The sequence below is a fragment of the Paenibacillus sp. GXUN7292 genome, assembly GCF_050864975.1.
In the GTDB taxonomy this organism is placed as follows: domain Bacteria; phylum Bacillota; class Bacilli; order Paenibacillales; family Paenibacillaceae; genus Pristimantibacillus.
The window spans coordinates 34,351-54,070 of the sequence record NZ_JBOZWO010000012.1 but is presented as its reverse complement, the minus strand read 5'-3'; the positions used below and the strand labels follow the sequence as shown (position 1 = coordinate 54,070).

At 48.2% G+C, this 19,720-nt stretch carries 18 protein-coding genes and 1 riboswitch; of the genes, 3 read left to right on the top strand and 15 right to left on the bottom strand.

What is annotated here, in order from left to right:
* Positions 1-9: 9 nt before the first annotated feature.
* The 8 genes from purN to purE form a co-directional block, all read right to left on the bottom strand.
* Positions 10-624, bottom strand: a complete 615-nt coding sequence (purN, locus tag ACRRU2_RS12175) for a phosphoribosylglycinamide formyltransferase (protein ID WP_331700295.1) — start codon at positions 622-624, stop codon at positions 10-12.
* Positions 624-1,667 carry a phosphoribosylformylglycinamidine cyclo-ligase gene (gene purM, locus ACRRU2_RS12170; RefSeq protein ID WP_432501924.1) on the bottom strand — a complete coding sequence of 348 codons (1,044 nt, stop codon included), beginning with the start codon at positions 1,665-1,667 and terminating at the stop codon, positions 624-626. Before purM ends, purN begins: the two co-directional genes overlap by 1 nt.
* A 150-nt stretch (positions 1,668-1,817) precedes the next feature.
* Positions 1,818-3,296: an amidophosphoribosyltransferase gene (gene purF / locus ACRRU2_RS12165; protein ID WP_432501921.1), complete on the bottom strand. Its 1,479-nt coding sequence runs from the start codon at positions 3,294-3,296 to the stop codon at positions 1,818-1,820.
* The gene (gene purL, locus ACRRU2_RS12160) at positions 3,281-5,524 is read right to left on the bottom strand and encodes a phosphoribosylformylglycinamidine synthase subunit PurL (RefSeq protein ID WP_432501919.1); all 2,244 of its coding nucleotides are present in this window, start codon (positions 5,522-5,524) and stop codon (positions 3,281-3,283) included. Before purL ends, purF begins: the two co-directional genes overlap by 16 nt.
* Positions 5,502-6,194 (bottom strand): phosphoribosylformylglycinamidine synthase subunit PurQ, encoded by a 693-nt coding sequence (purQ, locus tag ACRRU2_RS12155; protein ID WP_432501917.1) that lies wholly within the window; start codon positions 6,192-6,194, stop codon positions 5,502-5,504. The genes purL and purQ overlap by 23 nt, the downstream gene beginning before the upstream one ends.
* A gap of 4 nt (positions 6,195-6,198) precedes the next feature.
* Positions 6,199-6,444 carry a phosphoribosylformylglycinamidine synthase subunit PurS gene (gene purS, locus ACRRU2_RS12150; RefSeq protein ID WP_331700385.1) on the bottom strand — a complete coding sequence of 82 codons (246 nt, stop codon included), beginning with the start codon at positions 6,442-6,444 and terminating at the stop codon, positions 6,199-6,201.
* Positions 6,445-6,618: 174 nt separating this feature from the next.
* A complete protein-coding gene (gene purK / locus ACRRU2_RS12145; RefSeq protein ID WP_432501914.1) occupies positions 6,619-7,767 on the bottom strand; it encodes a 5-(carboxyamino)imidazole ribonucleotide synthase in 1,149 nt (382 codons plus the stop codon).
* Entirely contained in the window at positions 7,764-8,249 is a 486-nt protein-coding gene (purE, locus tag ACRRU2_RS12140; protein ID WP_331700301.1) for a 5-(carboxyamino)imidazole ribonucleotide mutase, read from the bottom strand. The genes purK and purE overlap by 4 nt, the downstream gene beginning before the upstream one ends.
* A 237-nt stretch (positions 8,250-8,486) precedes the next feature.
* Positions 8,487-8,585, bottom strand: a riboswitch (purine riboswitch).
* Positions 8,586-8,843: 258 nt separating this feature from the next.
* Between purE and ACRRU2_RS12135 the strand changes: the two genes are divergently transcribed.
* Positions 8,844-10,133, top strand: coding sequence for a LysM peptidoglycan-binding domain-containing protein (locus ACRRU2_RS12135; RefSeq protein ID WP_432501912.1), 1,290 nt, complete (start codon positions 8,844-8,846; stop codon positions 10,131-10,133).
* Between the two features lie 885 nt (positions 10,134-11,018).
* On the opposite strand, the gene ACRRU2_RS12130 is transcribed toward ACRRU2_RS12135, so the two are convergent.
* Both ACRRU2_RS12130 and msrA read right to left on the bottom strand, forming a co-directional pair.
* On the bottom strand, positions 11,019-11,636 hold the full coding sequence (locus ACRRU2_RS12130) for a nitroreductase family protein (protein WP_432501910.1): 618 nt from the start codon (positions 11,634-11,636) through the stop codon (positions 11,019-11,021).
* Positions 11,637-11,694: 58 nt separating this feature from the next.
* Positions 11,695-12,672, bottom strand: a complete 978-nt coding sequence (gene msrA / locus ACRRU2_RS12125; protein WP_432501908.1) for a peptide-methionine (S)-S-oxide reductase MsrA — start codon at positions 12,670-12,672, stop codon at positions 11,695-11,697.
* A gap of 450 nt (positions 12,673-13,122) precedes the next feature.
* On the opposite strand from msrA, the gene ACRRU2_RS12120 reads away from it, so the two are divergent.
* Together ACRRU2_RS12120 and ACRRU2_RS12115 are read left to right on the top strand one after the other, a co-directional pair.
* Positions 13,123-13,557 carry a hypothetical protein gene (locus ACRRU2_RS12120; RefSeq protein WP_432501906.1) on the top strand — a complete coding sequence of 145 codons (435 nt, stop codon included), beginning with the start codon at positions 13,123-13,125 and terminating at the stop codon, positions 13,555-13,557.
* Positions 13,554-14,639, top strand: a complete 1,086-nt coding sequence (locus tag ACRRU2_RS12115; protein WP_432501904.1) for a phosphodiester glycosidase family protein — start codon at positions 13,554-13,556, stop codon at positions 14,637-14,639. The genes ACRRU2_RS12120 and ACRRU2_RS12115 overlap by 4 nt, the downstream gene beginning before the upstream one ends.
* Before the next feature lie 57 nt (positions 14,640-14,696).
* Here ACRRU2_RS12115 and ACRRU2_RS12110 read toward each other — a convergent pair whose 3' ends face one another.
* From ACRRU2_RS12110 to ACRRU2_RS12090, 5 genes are all read right to left on the bottom strand, one after another.
* Entirely contained in the window at positions 14,697-15,713 is a 1,017-nt protein-coding gene (locus tag ACRRU2_RS12110) for a biotin-dependent carboxyltransferase family protein (RefSeq protein WP_432501902.1), read from the bottom strand.
* Between the two features lie 33 nt (positions 15,714-15,746).
* Positions 15,747-16,511 (bottom strand): 5-oxoprolinase subunit PxpB, encoded by a 765-nt coding sequence (pxpB, locus tag ACRRU2_RS12105; protein WP_432501900.1) that lies wholly within the window; start codon positions 16,509-16,511, stop codon positions 15,747-15,749.
* A gap of 38 nt (positions 16,512-16,549) precedes the next feature.
* Entirely contained in the window at positions 16,550-17,317 is a 768-nt protein-coding gene (locus ACRRU2_RS12100) for a LamB/YcsF family protein (protein WP_432501897.1), read from the bottom strand.
* Between the two features lie 348 nt (positions 17,318-17,665).
* On the bottom strand, positions 17,666-18,775 hold the full coding sequence (locus tag ACRRU2_RS12095; protein ID WP_432501895.1) for an alpha/beta hydrolase family protein: 1,110 nt from the start codon (positions 18,773-18,775) through the stop codon (positions 17,666-17,668).
* Between the two features lie 211 nt (positions 18,776-18,986).
* On the bottom strand, positions 18,987-19,544 hold the full coding sequence (locus tag ACRRU2_RS12090) for a DoxX family membrane protein (protein ID WP_331700313.1): 558 nt from the start codon (positions 19,542-19,544) through the stop codon (positions 18,987-18,989).
* Positions 19,545-19,720: the final 176 nt, after the last annotated feature.

Sequence of the window (19,720 nt, the reverse complement as noted above, 5' to 3'; positions counted from 1 at the left end):
ATTTAAAACCTACTCCTCTATTACAACTTGTCTTCCATCCAACGTTACTTTGCCAGCCGCGATCTGTCCAATGACGGCCGGATAAAGCTGCTGCTCGACAGCATGAATGCGCTCTGCCAGGCTTTCCTCTGTTTCACCGCCGCGCACTTCTACAGCCCGCTGTGCAATAATCGGGCCGCTGTCCATGCCGCCATCTACATAATGCACCGTTACGCCTGTAAGCTTCACTCCATAGTCGAGCGCCTGCCCCATCGCGTTGACGCCTGGAAAGGATGGCAGCAGCGAAGGATGAATGTTAATCATTTTACCGTAATAAGGCTCTACTAATATAGAAGTAATAATGCGCATATAGCCTGCAAGCACGATTAAATCTACTTCACGCTTCTGCAGCTCCGCCAAAATCTCAGCTTCGTAGGCTTCGCGCGAGCTATATTCCTTCGGAGTGAATAGGAACGTATCCACTCCGCTCCGGCGCGCGCGCTCCACTACCGGAGCGGCGGGCTTGTCACAAACAAGAAGCTCGATGGATACATCGAGCTTCTTGTTACTCACTGCATCAGCTATCGCTTGAAAGTTGCTTCCTTGTCCAGATGCAAATACAGCGATGCGCAGCTTGCGAGTCATTATACTTCCGCTCCTGTAAAGGTAACGATGCGGCTTCCTTCCGTAACCGTTCCGATACGGTAAGCCTGCTCGCCTAGCTCTGCTGCGATGCTGAGTGCCGTTTCAGCTTGATCTGCCGGCACAACAATAACGAGGCCTATGCCCATGTTGAAGGTCGTGAACATATCACGATTCGTAATGGAGCCTTTTTGCTGCATCAAATCAAAGATCGGCAAAATTGGCCAAGAGCCGTACTGAATATCTACATTGACGTTATCGGGAAGCATACGCGGAATATTTTCAATAAAGCCGCCGCCTGTAATATGCGCCATTCCTTTTACATTCACTTGCTCGATCAGCTTCAAAGCGGATTTTACATAAATACGTGTAGGCTCGATCAGCACATCGCCAAGCTTAGCTCCGCCAAGCTCTGCAAGCTCATCATTCAAGCTAAGTCCCGCCTCTTCCAGCAGCAAACGGCGAACGAGAGAGAAGCCGTTGCTGTGAATACCGCTTGATGCAAAACCAATAACTGCATCTCCAGCAGCAATGGTTGAGCCATCGATCATTTTCTTCTTATCTACAATACCAACCGTAAAGCCGGCGATATCATATTCGCCTTCTGCATACATGCCTGGCATTTCAGCAGTTTCTCCGCCGATTAGCGAGCAACCGGCCTGCACGCAGCCTTCAGCGATGCCTTTTACGATCGCTTCAATCTTCTCGGGAATAACTTTGTCGCATGCCAAATAGTCGAGGAAAAACAATGGCTCAGCACCCTGTACGATAATATCGTTCACGCACATCGCAACGGCGTCGATACCGATCGTATCATGCTTGTCCATTGCAAAAGCCAGCTTCAGCTTCGTGCCGATCCCGTCTGTTCCGGATACAAGCACAGGCTCCTCATATTTATCCTTATTCAAGCTGAATAAGCCGCCAAAGCCTCCCAGCTCTGCCAGCACCTCAGGACGATATGTTCTTTTTACATGCTTTTTCATACGTTCTACTGCTTCATTGCCCGCAGCAATGTCTACGCCAGCCTTCTTGTACGCTTCTGACACGTTCCACCCACTCCTTCATCCTGCACATTAGCTAATGGCGCTGTTGATTCATAGGGGGCTGCTCGCAATCAAGCAAACCAAGCCGAAACCGCACTATAAATCAACAGCATCCTCATTCCATATTTTATAGCCTCTTACAATCGGGCAGCCTTAGCTGCTTTTATTCAAATGATCTTTGACTGGAGTTGGATAATCGTTGTCAAAGCAAGCCATGCACATGCCGCGATTGAATGCTCCATCATTGCCGCCAACAGCCTCTATATAGCCTTTGTGCGTCAAAAATTCAAGAGAATCGGCGTTAATTTCTTTTCTAATTTCTTCGATAGAAAGCCTGGACGCGATCAGATCCTTGCGATCCGGCGTATCGATGCCATAGAAGCAAGGGTTTTTGAATGGAGGGGATGTAATGCGTACATGCACCTCTGTCGCACCCGCTTCACGCAGCAAATTGACGATACGCAGCGACGTTGTGCCGCGAACGATGGAGTCATCGATCATAACAACGCGCTTGCCTTCAACCACCTTGCGGACAGCAGACAGCTTCATTTTAACACCTTTTTCGCGCAGCGATTGGGAGGGCTGAATGAACGTTCTGCCAGTATATTTATTTTTGATCAAGCCCAGCTCATAAGGAATGCCAGTCTCTTCCGCATAGCCAATTGCAGCAGAAATACTGGAGTCTGGAACTCCCGTAACGATATCGGCATCGACGAACGATTCAATCGCCAGCTCGCGGCCCATCCGTTTACGTGCGGAGTGAACATTAATACCGCTAATGTCGCTATCCGGTCTTGCAAAATAAATATATTCCATTGCGCACATCGCTCGGCGAGCAGATGGAGCAAATTGCTCCTCACGAAAGCCGTCCGCTTCAAGCACGAGCAGCTCGCCCGGCTCAATGTCGCGCACATATTCGGCGCCAATTGTTTCAAAAGCGCATGTTTCCGAGGACAGCACATAGCCGTCTCCGATTTTGCCCATTACGAGCGGGCGCAAGCCATGCTGGTCAGTAGCCGCAATCAGCTTGTCATTCGTCATAAGGAGTACTGCAAAGCCGCCATTAAGCTTTTGCAAAGCTTGTTTTGCAGCGGTCTCGAAATCTTCGGTGGAACGGGCTATCAGATGTGCGATAACTTCCGTATCACTAGTCGTTTGAAAAATAGAGCCAGAACGCTCCAATTCCTCACGAATTTCAGGTGCATTGATAATGCTTCCGTTCGCAGCTACGGCAAGATCACCGTCGCGATAGCGGAAAATAAGCGGTTGTGCATTTCCAGCTGCATCTTCTTCTCCCGAGCTTGGATATCGAACATGGCCAATAGCCCGGTCTCCCTGTAGCACCTCAAGCTTTTCCTTGTCGAACACTTCCTTGACAAGTCCAAGTCCGCGATGATAATGGAATTTGTTATGATCCGTTGTGTCAACAGTACATATTCCTGTGCTTTCTTCGCCGCGATGCTGCAGAGCATGAAGGGCATAGTAGGAAAGATTGCTGGCGTCCGGGATATTAAATATCCCGAACACACCGCATTCTTCTCTTAACTTATCAAAAATATCGTCACGGCCTATGCCTTCGTTATAATGATCCCCAGTCCAAAGCGGCGTCTGTTGAATTACTTCATCAGACATGGAATCGCATCCTTCCAAACCTTCTCGAGTTGTTGTACGGAAGATTGAATTGCAGATTTGCCGTTCACTTTAATAGCTACATCTTTGCCTGTTACTGTACCGATTTGTGCATGGACAACACCTTGCTCAGCAAGCAATGCTTGCAAAGCTGCTGCCTTGTCTGGTTTAGCCGAAAGCAGAATACGGGATTGCGATTCGCTGAATAGAAGATGGTCCGCACGAAGCTCGCTTTGCAGCTCGATTTGTGCGCCGATGCCGCCGCTCATGCTAGACTCTGCGATTGCAACCGCAAGGCCGCCTTCTGCGAGGTCATGCGCGGATGCGACAAGCCCTTGCTTAATTGCTGCAAGCACAGCATCCTGTGTCTTTTTCTCTACTGCCAGATCAATGACAGGCGGGCGTCCTGAAATTTTGCCGTCAAGCACATACTGCAGCTCGCTGCCGCCAAACTCAGCTTTAGTCTCGCCAAGCAGGATGACAACATCGCCCTCTGCTTTAAAGCCCTGCGTAGTAATATGATCAATATCTTGCATCAGGCCGACCATACCGATAACCGGTGTTGGGAAAATCGCGCCCTCTGCATTTTCATTGTACAAGCTTACGTTACCGCCGATAACCGGCGTGTTTAGAGTTACACAAGCTTCAGAAATTCCGTCCGCTGCTTTTTCAAGCTGCCAGAATACTTCCGGCTTCTCAGGATTTCCGAAGTTCAAGTTATCTGTAATCGCAAGCGGCTCTGCTCCTGAACAAACGATGTTGCGGGCAGCTTCCGCCACTGCAATGCGTCCGCCAACCTCTGGATCAAGGTAAACATAGCGGCCATTGCAATCTGTTGTCATGGCCAGCGCTTTGCGTGTTCCGTCTACCAATACAACTGCTGCATCAGAGCCCGGTTGAACGGCTGTCGCTGTGCGCACCATATAATCGTATTGATTGTAGACCCATTCCTTGCTCGCTACTGTAGGAGAAGCAAGCACCTGCTCAAGCGCTTTGTTCAAGTCTGTAATTTCTGCAAAATCGGAGCTGTCCAGCTTGCCGTTTTCGCTGTAATAAGCAGGCTCAGCAGAAGGGTTATTGTACACCGGGCAATCATCTACCAATGCTTTAACCGGCATATCCGCTACTTCCTCGCCCTTGTGGAAAATACGCAAACGTCCGTCATCTGTTACTTTTCCAACTTTGGCACAAATAATGCCCCAACGATCAAAAATTTCTCTAGCCTGCGCTTCATGCTGCGGCTCGATTACGAATAGCATACGCTCCTGCGATTCGGAAAGCATCATTTCGTAAGCGGTCATACCCAGCTCGCGCTGAGGCACTTCATCCAAATAAAGCTCTAGGCCGTTGCCTGCTTTAGCTGCCATTTCTGCACTGGAGCAAGTAAGGCCCGCCGCGCCCATATCCTGAATACCAAGCACGATGCCGGAGTTGATAAGCTCAAGCGTAGCTTCCATCACGAGCTTTTCCATAAATGGATCGCCAACCTGTACGGCTGTACGGTTTTTCTCGGATTCCTCAGACAGCTCAACAGAGGAGAAGGTTGCGCCGTGAATACCGTCGCGTCCAGTTGCAGGACCTACATAAAATACAGGATTGCCTACCCCTTTTGCTACGCCGCGCTGGATTTTGTCATGATCGATCAAGCCTACGCACATCGCATTAACAAGCGGGTTTCCTTCATAGCTTTCATTAAACATAACCTCGCCGGCAACCGTCGGGATGCCAATGCAATTGCCGTAGCCAGCAATACCGCCAACTACATTTTCGAACAAATATTTTACGCGCTCATTCTCAAGGTTTCCGAAGCGAAGGCTGTTAAGCAATGCAATCGGACGTGCACCCATCGAGAAAATGTCACGGATAATGCCGCCAACACCTGTTGCAGCGCCTTGATAAGGTTCTACCGCTGAAGGGTGGTTATGCGATTCGATTTTGAAAACAACTGCTTGATTGTCGCCGATATCCACGATACCAGCGCCTTCGCCTGGGCCCATAAGCACGCGCTCGCCAGTGATCGGGAACTTCTTAAGGATTGGCTTGGAGGTCTTGTAGGAGCAATGCTCCGACCACATTACGCTAAATACGCCGATCTCTGTATAGTTTGGCTTGCGTCCCAAAAAGCCGCAAATCAGATCATATTCTTGATCTGTAACGCCAAACTGTCTGTAAATGCGCTCATCTGCGATTTGTTCTACTGTAGGCTCCTTAGCCGTTAATTGCTGTGCCATGTTGTTCCCTCCATGCTTTCAGAATCGATGTAAACATACGTTTGCCGTCGGCTGAACCAAGCAATGCATCCATCGCACGCTCAGGGTGAGGCATCATACCTACAACATTTCCAGCTTTATTCATAATTCCAGCTATATCGTCCACAGAACCGTTAGGGTTTGTGCCATTTGCATAGCGGAACACAATTTGATTATTAGCCTGCAGCTCAGCAAGCGTTGCATCGTCACAGTAGTAGTTGCCTTCACCATGCGCGATTGGAATCATCAGCTGCTCGCCTTCCGCATACTCGCTAGTAAAAGCGGTATTGCTGTTTGCAACAACAAGCGGCGTTTGATGGCAGCGGAATTTAAGTCCAGTGTTGCGAATTAACGCACCTGGCAATAGTCCTGCTTCTGTAAGAATTTGAAATCCATTGCAAATACCGAGAATATATTTGCCTTGCTCGGCAGCTTTTTTCACTTCATTCATGACACCTGCAAAACGGGCAATCGCACCGCAGCGCAAGTAGTCGCCATATGAAAATCCGCCAGGTACAATAATTGCATCATATGCGGACAAATCTGTCGTTGTATGCCATACATAATCGACCTGCTCGCCGATTGCCTCTACTGCCTTGTAGCAGTCTATATCGCAATTCGATCCAGGAAACACGAGTACCGCAAACTTCATTGTCTTACCCCTCCAGTTCATAACGGTAATCTTCAACTACAGTGTTGGCAAGCAGCTTTTCACACATAGCTTTGACGCGCGCTTCAGCTTCTGCACGGTCATTCGTATCCAGCTCAAGCTCCATATATTTTCCAATGCGAAGCTTTGCTACCTCAGCAAATCCCATAGAATGTAGAGCGCCTTGTACGGCTGCACCTTGCGGATCCAATACGTTTTGCTTAATAGTGACATAAACTGTAGCTTTCATAATAGCCTCCTGAATGTTGTTTTAATATATCTTGATCGCTCACTTGGGAACGATTAAAACCGGTATACTATAAAAGAAAGTAATGCAAGGTGAACGGCTGTCGCCGTCCTTTCCTTTAACGAAGAAGGCGCGATTACATGAAATAAGCTGCCCTTCCACTTGGCCGCTAAAGCTCGGCTATTCCCAAAGCTTGGTTTCGTCAATCCAGCCCAGTGCTGCATCAACGGTGTCAGCCAGAACGTTGACATGCCCCATTTTACGATTATGAACGGCGTCTTTCTTGCCATATAGATGAAGCTTAGGCGCAACGCCTAATGCTGCTGCAGCCTCATCCGGCTTGCTGATTCTGTCCAACAGCGGCTCGACATGCTGACCGAGCACATTAACCATCACAACCGGCGACATTAACGTCGTATCGCCCAGCGGCAATCCGCAAACTGCTCGAACATGCTGCTCAAATTGCGAGGTGCGGCATGCTTCCATCGTATAGTGGCCGCTATTATGAGGTCTTGGTGCAAGCTCATTGACGTACAGCTCTCCGCTCGACTGGGCAAACATTTCAACGGCAATCAGCCCTACTACATCAAGCTTCTCAGCAATAGCGAACGCCAGTCTTTCTGCTTCCTTGCCCATCTCATCGCTTATTCTTGCCGGAACAATCGACAGATGCAAAATATTGTTTACATGTATATTTTCAGCTGCAGGGAACACCTTTACTTCACCGTTCGTACTGCGGGCTGCAATTACCGATATTTCTTTATCAAAACGGATAAATTGCTCTACGACGAGCTGAACGCCTGCTTTGGCAAGCGTATTGTAGGCTTCCTCCACTTCTTCCTCGCTTCGGATTACCCACTGCCCTTTGCCATCATAGCCGCCCGTTGCTGTTTTCAGCACACAAGGCGTACCGAAGCGCTGCACAGCTGCAAGCAGCTCTTCACTGCTGCGCACCTCGCAATACGGGGCTACTGTCGCGCCCGCTGCTTTGATCGCTTCCTTCTCGCGAAGCCTGTGCTGGGTTGTAAACAGCAGCTTGCTGCCTTGCGGCACATAGGATTCGGCCATCAGCATCGCAGCAACTTCCGCATCTACATTTTCGAATTCGTAGGTGATGACAGCTGACCGTCCTGCAAGCTCCTTGGCAGCTTCGCGGTCATTGTAAGCCGCTACGATCTGGTCCGCAACTTGGCCCATCGGGCTGTCTGGCGTAGGATCAAGCGCTACAAAGCGGTAGCCCATTGCGCTGCCTGCCTGTGCCACCATCCTGCCAAGCTGTCCGCCGCCCAGCATGCCGATTGTGCTTCCCGGCTTAATGACTTTACTCATAGCGTTTCACTGCTTTCCAGCACTTCCTGCTTGATTCTTTCTCTTCTTGCCGCAGTGCGAGCTTGTATCTCTGGATCGAAAGCGCCAATGATTTGTGCTGCCAAAAGTCCCGCATTCGTTGCCCCGGCGTTGCCGATAGCTACAGTCGCTACAGGTATTCCGCCTGGCATTTGCACGATAGACAGCAAGGAATCCATGCCGTTTAAATTCGATGATTTCACGGGAACGCCAATAACCGGCAATATCGTCTTTGCAGCGACCATGCCGGGCAAATGTGCAGCTCCTCCAGCTCCGGCGATGATCACTTTAAGACCGCGCTCTACAGCTGTTTCTGCGTATTCAAACATTAAGTCTGGCGTACGATGCGCCGAAACTACTTTCTTCTCATAAGGAATGGATAGCTCATCCAGTACGTCGCAAGCCAGCTTCATTGTATCCCAATCTGACTTGCTGCCCATAATGACGCCCACTTGTACAGACATGCACGCATACCTACCTTCTTAATGTTGGGTATAAAATATTTGTTCTATAGTTTAAAAAAGTCCCGTCAGCAATCATTCAGAAATGCCGCAGGACATGAGCAGATGCGTATGGAACATGCTGCCTCGTGAAGAAGCTGGTGCAGTTTCTTCAGCATGTGTCGCTCACGCATCATTAGAATCGACAAAAACAGACATGCTTAGCCATCAACAAAAAAGCTAAAGGCTATGCTTTACTGTCAAACAGTCTTTTCTGCTCGTAGTCCAGAAAATGCGGTTTCCGGGTAGAAACGATCGGGCCTATCCCGAACATATACGAGATTGCTTCGACTATAGCGGCAAGTCCGCCATAATTCTATTTTATTTTAATCCATTTCTGCGATCTATGTCAACAAAATACGAACATTAAAGTCTTGTTAATTATTAAAGTTCGTCTTTTAGCTAGTTTTTTCGAATGTTGCTCGATTCGCGATTGCGACTTCCTGACCATTTTCACGCTAAATTTATCTAAACCGCAACTTCTTTGTTAAAACTATCATTTTCTAGGCAAACGGCTAATAGAATTTATATAGAAATGATCTATTTTCAGGAGGCTTGGTGCTGTTGCTAATACATACCGTAAAAAGAGGAGACTCGCTGTGGTCGTTATCTCAGCATTATAATGCGCCATTGCAGCAAATTGCTGCTGCCAACGGACTGATGCCTTCGAGCACACTTATAATTGGTCAAGCTGTTATTATTCCTGTCGAGGCACGGCTTAGCTTTCACCGGGTAGCTGCAGGCGAAACCTTGTGGTCGATCGGACAGCTTTACGGCGTAACGCTTCAAGAGCTGCAAGAGGCTAATCAGCTGCACAATCCTGCCCTTATTGTTCCTGGGCAAGAGCTGCATATTCCAAGCCGAAAAAAGCCCGCTATCGAAGTAAACGGCTATACAGAATTGCTTGACTCTGCGGGGGCAAGCATTATAGATGAAGCTGGCGGGCATCTCACCCACCTAAGCCCATTTAGCTATAGAGTAAAAATGGACGGCTCGCTGTCTGAGCTTGACGATAGCTCCATCATTCACAATGCTTATTTAAAGAAAACGATGCCGATGATGGTCATTACTAATTTTGACAACAGTATTTTCAACTCGCATATCGTGCATGCTATATTAAATCAACCTATGCTCCAGCAAAGACTGATCCATCAAACACTCTCTATTATGCACGCAAGAGGATATACAACGCTTCATATTGATTTTGAATATGTACTTCCCCAGGATCGGATCGCTTATAACTACTTTCTGCAAACGGTCGTCAATGCGCTCCATCCGTACCGCTATAAAGTTTCTACGGCTTTAGCCCCTAAGCTTTACGCCGAGCAGCCAGGCTCGTTGTATGAAGCGCATGATTATGCAGCCCATGGCCAAATCGTTGACTTTGTTATTCTCATGACCTACGAATGGGGCTGGTCCGGCGGCGCTCCACGGGCGGTTGCTCCAATCAACGAAGTGGTGAAGGTGCTGAACTATGCGCTCAGTGTTATACCGCCGGAAAAAATATTGATGGGCGTTCCGCTGTACGGCTATGATTGGACTCTCCCCTATGTGAAGGGCGGCCGGCTGGCCCAGGCAATAAGCTCGGATGAAGCGATCCGGCGCGCTGCGGAATACAGTGCTGAAATTCAATACGATACAGAATCTCAATCGCCTTATTACATGTATATAGATGAGCATGGCAGGGAGCACATCGTCTGGTTCGAGGATGCCCGAAGCATCCAGGCCAAATTCGATGCCGTTAAAAGCTACAGGCTGCGTGGGATAAGCTACTGGGTGCTGGGATTGTCGTTTACGCAAAACTGGTATGCTTTGGAGTCCAATTTCACGGTGAAAAAGCTAATATAGGTGTGTGGTGGTCACTGGACAAAAGAGCTGGTTTGTGCTGAATCGGATTGAGCTAGTTATCGATTTCTTAAAATCTCGATGCAGTTTTTTCAGGCCGTTGAAAAACGCTAACGGAACTGAGGAGGGTGTCGATTAATTGTGGGCAACGATTGGCAAGCAAAAAGAAAGGGAACGAAGAGCAAGATTGGGAATGGAGAAGCGGCAGCGTCCGCCTTTGTAGGCCAATTTTATCCTTTACAGGGGTTATGTAATCAAAAAAATTGGACTACAACAGCGGTCGGAATCCCAAACTTGATCGTAGTAACATCCCTTTTGATTGCTTATTGCCCTATTCACAATTAACCGACACCCTACTAAGACACGCTATTGTACGGAAATCAGCTTATTCTAAAATCTAAAGGAACTGAGAAAACCTTATTTACTCAAAATCACTACCTAAACGTGGAAAGATCACCTATAGCGCACTACAGTTCCGTTACAGTTTTAAAACACCTTTTTTTTGCTAAATAGAGCTTTTCAGTTCCGTTACAATTCTAAACAGATGGCATTACGACTTTTGCTCGGTTATTTAACTCCTACAATGAATCGACGGCTTCCCGCTTACTGCTTCAGGTCTGTTATCCGGGCTATTAAGCCGTTGCGGAGCTTTTTCAACAGCCTGAGAAAATGTAGTTAGTTCAAAAGAGTGGCGGCCTGCAAGCTCCCACGCACCCTGCCTACTTCTATAAAAGCCTCAGAAAGCTGGAAATTCATTGTGAAGTAAACATCATTTCCCAAGTCTAACCAGCACCGCTGTCCTTTGTAAAAATAAAAGCTGCGAGCCAAGTCTAAACGGAAAGCCCCCATGAAAAAGGGAGGCCCCAAGACTGGCTCGCAGCTTATATCTTATTCTACCCAGCTTGTTACTTCATGAATCGCTTTGCGCGTCGAGGTTTTATCTGGCATGTCGGAGTAACCTATATAGACTAGCGCAATAAGCTCCTCTTTGTCAGCTAGCTGGAACGTTTGCTTCATCGCGTCGTGATACATAGGCGCGCCTGAGCGCCATATAGCGCCTAAACCGCGCGCATGCGCGGCAAGCAGCAAATTTTGCACCGCACTGTGCGCAGCAGCCAATTCTTCCATATAGATGGCTCTCGGGTCATCCGACGGCGAGCATACCGCCGCAATAATAACCGGGGCGCGCTTCGCCTTCATATGCTCCTTGGCAAGAAGCTCCTCCAGCTGCTCGCCAGCCAGCTCAGGATTCTTCGCTGTTGCTACATTGGCATAGCCTCGTCCGAGCAGGCTGCGGCCTTCACCCGTCATGACGATAAATCTCCACGGCTGCGTATTGTAATGACTTGGCGCCCAGCATGCAGCATCAATTATTTCTTCTATTAAATGGCGCGGAACCGCTGTTTGCTTAACTCTTCCTATTGAACGGCGCGATCTTATCGCTTCATCCAATGACATTGACGGAGCAATCGCTTCCTTTGACGCTAATCCAGTTTCTCTCTCCATGTGTCGTTCCCCCTACTCCCTGCTGATTAAGACAATCCTGGAAACTGTAGTTTCATTGTTACTTTCCATCCTCAAACAATTGCTTGTACTGTCCGTAGCCTTCTTCCTCCAGCTTATCCTTCGGTATAAAACGGAGTGCGGCCGAATTGATGCAATAACGCTGGCCAGTTGGCTGCGGCCCGTCATCGAACACATGCCCAAGATGAGAATCTGCTTCCTTGCTGCGCACCTCTACCCGAACCATAAAATGACTCGTGTCCGTATGCTCCGTAATAGACGAACCATGCAGCGGCTTCGTAAAGCTCGGCCAACCGCAGCCCGCGTCGTATTTATCTCTGGAGCTGAACAATGGCTCACCCGATACAATATCTACATAGATGCCCTCATCCTCAAGATCCCAATATTCCCCGGTAAAAGGACGCTCTGTTCCGTTATTCTGAGTAACATGATATTGAATATCCGTCAAACGCCCGCGCAGCTTGTCCATATCCTTTTCCATACGCCAATGCTTTTGAATAAAGTTGTCTCGGCCTGAGCCTTTACGGTACATTTTATACCGCAGCGGATTCGTCTTGTAATATTGCTGATGGTAATCTTCAGCCGGATAAAAAGTGGTTGCCTCTGTTATTTCCGTTACAATAGGACGGTCAAACCTGCCGGACGCTTCCAGCTGCTGCTTGGATGCTTCCGCCTGCTGACGCTGCTCCTCTGTATAGTAGTAAATAGCCGTACGGTAGGAGGCCCCGCGGTCATAAAACTGGCCGCCTGCATCGGTCGGATCAATTTGCCTCCAAAATACATCTAACAGCTTTTCATATGGAAAAATAGTTGGATCATACGTAATATGAACGGCTTCAGCATGTCCTGTCGCTTCTGAGCATACTTCCTCATAAGTCGGGTTTTCTGTATGACCGCCTGTATATCCAGATACGACAGAAATAATACCCGGTTGCTCCTCAAATGGTGAAACCATACACCAGAAGCAGCCTCCAGCGAACATCGCTTCTGCCCGGTGCATCGATTGCGGCTGATTCATTGCGATCCCTCTCTTTCATAATTCCTTGGACATGAACTTCTTGTATCTATTATACTTCAAGGCCTGCCAACCTCAAAGCCCAACAGCAAGGGAGGAGCCGGCAAGCCGATAAGCATGATGCAAATAGTCTAAGCACCATACTTTACCATCGAAAAAAGTGAGACAGTCCCTTGCCACCTTTGTTACAATAAAACGACAAAAGGCTTCAGTGGCGGCGGCTATCCCGATTTGCCCGCAACCTTTTAACGGAAAAAGCGTCAAATATTTAGAAAGGCGTATTCGCTCGGGACTTACATATCTTTTGTTCAAATATAATCATTTATTAGTGCTTGCTCTTTTGAAATGACTTATATTTCTTGAAGATGCTCACCCTCATAGCGGATTGAGGGGCAGATTCTTCTTGGTTCATCTACACTTCTACGGTACAACTACAAGATGAGGTGATTCAAGATGACTGAACTGCAAACCGAAACACAACAACCTTCACGAAGCCCTGCTGCTTATCCTCGAAAAAAACGCGATCCGATAGCTCTTGCTATATTTATTGCCATATGGCTCCTCTTGATCGGCGGCGGCATTTTTGGCGCCAAATGGTATGGCGATCATACCCGGCAACAAATTGCCTCTGCCATTGAAGCGCAGACCAAATCAGAATTATTGGCTTTACAAAAAGCCTACGATGATAAACTCGCTGAGCTGGACAAGCAATATGAAGTACGCATGACCGAATTGACAGGAAAAGTAGATGCACTTAACGAGCTGCTTACCTTTACCAAAGATAACGCAGACAGCAAAACGGATAATAGCAATAAGCTGTATACCCAGCTTAATGAAGTGAAGAAACAGTTGAACGAACTTAAGAAAAATCTGGATGTCCTGAAATGAATAGAACGATCAAACAGTTTAATCGTACTATGCTGCTTGCCTGTACGCCTTTCATAGGCGCTTTGATTTGGCTGCTTTCGATTAATCCGTCCGTCACTTTGTCATCTGACGAAATGAAGCCAAATTTATTGTCCTTATCCCAGCATACGATGGATACAAGCTTGCATGAGCAAACGTTATCCCAGCTTGATGATGCCGCTATTACTGCCGAGGCTACTCAGCAGGCGATACATAAGCAGCTTCAGCTTTATCAAAACACGAATGCTGCCATGAAGGATATTGCGCACACAGCTGCCACGCAAGCCGAGCGTCCTTTAAAGCTGTATGATCAAAAAATTACAAGCAAGCTGGGCAAGCCCGCTTCAACGATCAACTCAGACAAGCTGCGCGCACAGCTTTTTTACAGCAAGGAAAGCAAATTTAACAGCTACCTTGTCAAAATCAAGCTGAAATCGGACGATGCCATGTCTATGGTGCTTGGAGGGAATGAGCCTGGAAAAGCCCGCACGACGCTGGAGGCTGTTCAGCAGCATAAAGCTGCAGTCGGTGTTAATGCAGGCGGCTTTGCTGACAGCAAGGGCAAGCGTTATCCGCTCAGCACAACCGTTATTGACGGCAAATATATTAACGGCGGCTTCGAAGCCAGCTATTCGGATCTGTTCTTTGTCGGACTGAACAGCAGCAACAAGCTGATTGGCGGCAAATTTGCATCTAAGCAGCAGCTGGACAAGCTTAATCCGAAATTCGGCGCTTCATTTGTGCCTGTACTGCTCAAAAATGGCGCTGCCCAAACGATTCCCGACAAATGGAAAACGAGTCCAGTACGCGCACCGCGAACCGTAATTGCCAGCTACAAGGATGATCAGCTGCTGATTTTAGTAACTGACGGCTACAACAAAGCCGGCAGTGTCGGAGCTACGTTAGAGGAAATACAAACTCTACTAAAAGGCTACGGCGTTATCGACGGCTACAATTTGGATGGGGGAGGCTCCTCCACGCTAGTTTTCAACGGAAAGGTTATTAACCATCCTTCAGACGGTCAGATGCGCAAGCTGCCTACCCATTTCTTATTTTTCAAATAGCTCTTATAAGGGTTGAAAACATATACTTTCCTATATTTTTAAAATAAAGCCATTGCCTTATTGCATCGCTAGATGCTTTAAAGCAATGGCTGCTTTTATTTGCTGAAGCTCTAATTCCTTTTTGATTAAAAGACTTTCCGCTTCCCTTTGCGAAATGAATTCAAATCGGAACACATCGCCCGGCTTCAGCTGGGCAAGCTTAGGCAAATCGGCCATGCATACATGTGCAATTCTCGGATATCCGCCAGTCGTCTGGCGATCAGCAAGCAGAATGATCGGCTGACCGTTAGGCGGCAGCTGGACAGTGCCTGTTGCGATCCCCTCTGACAGCAGCTCAATTGGCCGTTCGAGCTGAAGCGCCGCCCCTTCCACCCTGCTGCCCATGCGATCTGACTGCATACCTATTTTAAAGGCCGTATGCGAAAGCTCCATCTTGCTTTTTTCCGTAAGCCGTTCATAATGCTTGCCTGTTATAACCCGAATGAAAGCCGGATTATGCCTGCCTTCATAGACAGCCGAATCAGCATGCCAGTCAGAAGCAGACAGGCTGCTGCCCGCTTTCATCCGATTGAGCAGCTTGATTTGCATAGTGCTGGCTTTGACATCGTCGCTAAGCAGCTCGATTCGATCACCGCTCTGCAATCCTCTGCCCTGCAGCCCTCCGAGTTCTCCGCGCAAATAAGTGCTGCGGCTTTGCAGCACAGGCTGAACAGCTATTCCACCGCCGATTGCGATGTAGGCGCGGCAGCCTGCCCGATTGCTGCCAAAGTGAATCGTCGTTCCTGCTTTAACTGCTACCGGACGCCATAATGGCAATCTTTCGCCATCCACCGCCGCTGACATATCCGCTCCGCAAACAGCAAGCAGCAGCGTTCGTTCAGCCTTTAGCTTTGCCCCGCAATAAGTCAATTCAATGACTGCTTCCGTTTCCTTATTGCCAACCAGCCAATTGGCAATCCGCGCTGCGGGCAAATCCATGGCTCCGCTGGGGCTCACGCCATATTTTTGATAACCGAATCGGCCAAGGTCCTGAACCATCGCCTGCATGCCCGGCTGTAAAATATACAAACTCAACGTCCACTCCCCCTTTGCCGCTCATAGCTTATCTCAGCTTGCACCCACGGTCTCCGCAGCTATCGCAGCGTATTGCTCAGGCGTAATGGGCTCGAAGCGCAGCTTGATGCCTGCCTGCAAATAGGAGGGTGGCTCCTTCGCAGCATCAAACAGCTTAACGGGCGATCTGCCTATCAGCTGCCAGCCTCCCGGAGTAGCATACGGATATATGCCCGTTTGCCCGCCTGCAATGCCTACACTGCCAGCCGGAATTTGCAGCCGCGGCTCGGCCCGCCGAGGTGTCGCCAGCTGTTCCGGCATGCCGCCCAAGTATGGAAAACCTGGCGCAAAGCCTATCATATAGACCAAATAATCTGTCTCAGCATGCAGCTTGATGACTTCATTCTCAGTAAGACCGCAATGCTTTGCAACAAACGGCAAATCAGGTCCATACTCGCCGCCGTAGCAGACAGGAACTATTACTGGAAAAGCAGCCTTGTTTGGTGCTTGATGCGAATCAAAATTTTCATTAAAGAGACTATTTTGTAAAATACAATCCAGTCTTTTGCTGATGGTCTCGTATATAGTTAAGTGCTGCTTCTCGGCTGCTCTCCTGCTTTTGTATACTGCAAAGGGATCATAATGAATCGTAACGGCTGCGTAGCTCGGCACCGCTTCTATCCAGCCTGCAAAAGGATGCTGTTCCAAATGCTCGCTCATCCGCATGACCTTATCATGAACATACTCGTCAATACGCTCTCCCAAGCGAATAATAACAGCGCATTCTCCGAGCGGCTCGATTTCATATACATCCTGCATGCATTCTCCTCCTATCGCTACATGGTGGCCGTGCTGTCCTATACTAGGCCTTGCACAACAATACCTGCCTGTTCCAGACCGCTGCGCAGCTGCTTCATATAATTCAAAGCGTCCGGCGTGTCGCCATGCACACATATCGTGTCCGCTTTCAGCTTAATAGTCACTCCGTCCCGAGTTTGCGTTTCTCCGGCGACAGCCATGCGAACAGCCTGCTCGGCGGCAATCGCACGATCATGAATAACTGCCCCGGCCATCCCCCTCGGCGTCAGGCTTCCGTCTTGCTCATAAGTCCGATCGGCGAACACCTCGCTCGCGCTTCTCATCCCGATTCTATCGGCTGCATGAATCAACTCGCTTCCAGACAAGCCGTATAGGATAAGCTCGGCATCCACCTTATACACTGCATTAACAATGGCCTCAGCCAGCTCGCGTGATCTTGCCGCCATATTGTACAAAGCGCCATGCGGCTTTACATGACGGACAATTCCGCCTTCTGCCTTGGCAAAAGCGCTAAGTGCTCCCAGCTGATATACTGTCATATCAAAAGCTTCCTGCGCCGTAATTTGTATTTCCCTGCGCCCAAAGCCGATCAAATCCGGCAGTCCCGGATGAGCGCCAATTGCAACATTATGCTGCACAGCAAGCTTCACCATCGCCCGCATCGTCGCCGCATCGCCCGCATGAAATCCGCACGCTATATTAACAGAAGTAATCTGCTCCATAATTTGATGGTCAAGGCCAGGATCGCCAATGCGATAGACGCCAAACCCTTCGCCCATATCACAATTCAAATCAATCGTTTTCAACCAGCCTCGCTCCTTTCGCTTTATCGATTCATTATGAATAAGGTTACATAAGATAGAAGGCTACTACGATCAAGTTGGGCTTCCGACCGCTGTTGTATTCCAATTTTTTATATTACATAAAACCTATAAAGGTTAAAATTGGCCTACAAAGGCGGACGCTGCCGCTTCTCCAGTCCCAAGCTTGCTCTCCGTTGCCCCTTCTTATTGGTTATAAATAGTTGTCCATAATGAAACGATAGCTTTCCTGACTACCCTTATATTAATCGAAAAAACTCGACTCGTCATCCTTGCTAAAACAACAACAAGCCAACAGCTGCCTGTATTGGAGCCATTGGCTTGTTGTCTATTCTAAATGAGATTGGCGTCGGCAAAATCGATAAAGCAGCGCCAATCATATTCTGTTAAATCGTGATCCCCTGTTCGTAGATGATAACCTAGCCTCTCGCTGCTAATAGGGGTTTCAGCAGCAGGCATAGTTTCCGCGCCTATCCCATCATAGCCGTGCAATTTGTAAATCGGCTGTACTGCAATAAGTGATAAAAATTCTGATTCAGGGTCTGCCCAGCTATCCTCGGTTGCGCTGGATACATAGAGCAGGCGAGGAGCGATAAGTCCTAGCAGCATATGCTGGTCAACTGGAAGCTCATCCTCGCGATCATTGTACTGCTTATAATTTTCGGCAAACCAATGAGGAAAGGAAGCGTTAATATGGCTAATTCGTTCTCCCTGCTTGCCTCTGGACAGCGCCGCTCCGGTGCAGCCAGAATTATTGCTTACGACCATTGCGAAGCGCTCGTCCTCGGCGCCGGCCCATAAAGCTGTTTTTCCGCCGCGGGAATGGCCGGCTAAAGCAATTCGGCTCGCATCAATAGCCGCTTCCTCCTCCAGCGCATCCATCACGCGAGAGGCTCCCCATGCCCACGCCGCTATCGTGCCCCATGCATCGCCTGGCCGCTTATCCAGCGGCGGGTCGAACAAGCCATGCACACCGTTGCGAAATTCATCATGCACATCCGGGTCTACATCCTCTACTTGAAAAACAGCGGCTGCATATCCTCGCTCAATCAACAGCTCGGCCGGCCAAAAGCCGCTTAATTGCTTGCGATCGGGATCCGCAACGGCTGTACCCCGATTATTAATAAGAACAAACGCAGGAACAGGCTTGTCTGCCTTAGCAGGAATAAACAAGACAAACGGGAGCTTACCTGTGCCGCCTGGCCCTTCATATTGAATTTCTATTTTTTTACGTACAGCTAATCCGTCCATCATCAGATCTTCCGCTTTTACCGCTATACGCATCGATTCCGGACGGCGAACAGGAGCCCTGCCATACACATGCGTACGAAAAAGCTCGACTAATTCCTTTCTGCGTTTCTGCGCCCATTCATCTTTGTTGCTGACTATTCCGCCTCCAGCATTCAACAAAATATTAGGCAATTGCTTCAGTCTTTGATTCATGCTTATCCTCCCAACCCATTTCAGCATTGAAAAAAATCGGTGAATCATAGAAGCAACGAAGTGCTATGATCATCCGCCATAACTATCGTCCTTGTAAACATAACATAAGTGCCGCAGAATAATAACCTCCATTTGTGATGCTATGCTTTTTCTGCAATAAAAAAACGTGCAGCAATCGCAAATGCGACTGATGCACGTTTTGATAGTCAGGTTAAGCTGATATTTCATCTTTTTTATTTTTATCCCTCGTCCAAGGTGTCCCAAGCAGCGGAAGCGCCCAGCGGTCAAGTCCGTACCAGCCTGCGTTTTTCCAAGCTAGAACTAGCCAAGTTGCAAGAATAAACAATAAAGGATTTGTGCTTAGTGTACCCGCGAACAAGAAGCTGACGTTCATAAGTGCTCCGAAAAATGCTGCAATCCCTGTTAGAAGACCTAAGATAAGTCCCAAACCTACTAGCAATTCCCCAAAAGCAACCATATAACTGAATACTTTTGCATTTGGTATAACAAAATTTTCAAGGAAAGATGCATACCAGCCAGTTACATCTCCGCCTTCTTGCGATTTTGCAATAGCGCCTCCCAAGAAGCCTTTTAGTGCCGCACCGGCATTATCCCCTGTCCAGGCATCAGAATTAACTTTTTTCCAGCCTGCTGTAATCCATGCATATCCAAGATACAAACGTACTACCAGCCAGATTAGACCTGCTCTCGTGCTGCTGAATAGAAATCGCGATACCGGATTCTCTGGGATATTAATTTCTTTGTTCATAAATGATTACCTCCGTAACTTGTGGTCTTGGTTTCATTATACTGTGGCAAATTTTAGGGTGATGTGATAAATGTCACACAAGTACAATTATACTATTTACATAACTTTACACAACACTTATAATATTAAATATCGAATGATATATATCGGATGATATTAGTAAAAGGATGGAAGCT